Genomic DNA, 1,267 nt, shown 5'->3' on the forward strand with positions numbered 1-1,267 from the left:
CTATTCGGTTAAGCTTGCCACTGAATGTAAGTCGCTGACCCATTATACAAAAGGTACGCCGTCACCCCTTGCGAGGCTCCGACTGTTTGTATGCATGCGGTTTCAGGATCTGTTTCACTCCCCTCCCGGGGTTCTTTTCGCCTTTCCCTCACGGTACTGGTTCACTATCGGTCGATCACGAGTATTTAGCCTTGGAGGATGGTCCCCCCATCTTCAGACAGGATTTCACGTGTCCCGCCCTACTTGTCGTACACCTAGTTCTTCCATTGCGTCTTCGCCTACGGGGCTATCACCCACTATGGCCACACTTTCCAGAGTGTTTGGCTGACGCTACAGATAAAGAGTACAGGCTGGTCCCATTTCGCTCGCCACTACTTTGGGAATCTCGGTTGATTTCTTTTCCTGCGGCTACTTAGATGTTTCAGTTCGCCGCGTTCGCTTCACATGACCTATGTATTCAGCCATGGATACTCCATTCGGAGTGGGTTTCCCCATTCGGACATCTACGGATCAAAGCTCGTTTGCCAGCTCCCCGTAGCTTTTCGCAGGCTACCGCGTCCTTCATCGCCTGTGATCGCCAAGGCATCCACCACATGCACTTGTTCGCTTGACCCTATAACGGGTGTGTCTCGCCGTGATTGCTCACTTCGGACCCACGCGCTACAGGTTGAGTATTCGTGTTGCGCCGTATTTCAAGGCAATCTTTCGATCACTTAAAAATACATTGATACAATCACAACCCTGATTCACCTACTCGACGGCCATCTCTGTCCGCTTTCGGATGAATCTCTTTACTACTTCTTCCTGATTGTTAAAGAACGACAGCCGATATGGTGTTACTCATACCGCTCTGACTGGCTCAATCGCCAATGCAAAAGGTTCTGCTTCGTGCAGAACGCTGTGCATTGAGGATTGGTGGAGGATGACGGGATCGAACCGACGACCCCCTGCTTGCAAAGCAGGTGCTCTCCCAGCTGAGCTAATCCCCCAGTCACAACAACTCAAGGGATCTGCCCGTCCACAGACAGTGGTGGGTCTGGATGGATTCGAACCATCGACCCCCGCCTTATCAAGACGGTGCTCTAACCGACTGAGCTACAGACCCCTGAGTCTGTCTTTCTTACAGCCGACAAGTGTGAGCGCTTTAACGCAGCGAGCGATGAGCTCTGGAAAGGAGGTGATCCAGCCGCACCTTCCGATACGGCTACCTTGTTACGACTTCACCCCAGTCATGAATCCTGCCGTGGTGACCGTCCTCCTTGCGGTT

2 tRNA genes and 2 rRNA genes are annotated in these 1,267 nt (G+C 52.4%); all 4 read right to left on the reverse strand.

Annotated features, from left to right (window positions below):
* A 23S ribosomal RNA gene (locus M3I53_RS37910) occupies positions 1-613 on the reverse strand; the annotation flags it as partial.
* Between the two features lie 300 nt (positions 614-913).
* Positions 914-989 (reverse strand) — tRNA-Ala (locus tag M3I53_RS37915).
* Between the two features lie 39 nt (positions 990-1,028).
* A tRNA-Ile gene (locus M3I53_RS37920) sits at positions 1,029-1,105 on the reverse strand.
* 65 nt (positions 1,106-1,170) lie between these two features.
* Positions 1,171-1,267: ribosomal RNA gene (locus M3I53_RS37925) — 16S ribosomal RNA — on the reverse strand; the annotation flags it as partial.

The organism is Paraburkholderia sp. CNPSo 3272, from assembly GCF_024206495.1.
Classification (GTDB): Bacteria; Pseudomonadota; Gammaproteobacteria; order Burkholderiales; family Burkholderiaceae; genus Paraburkholderia.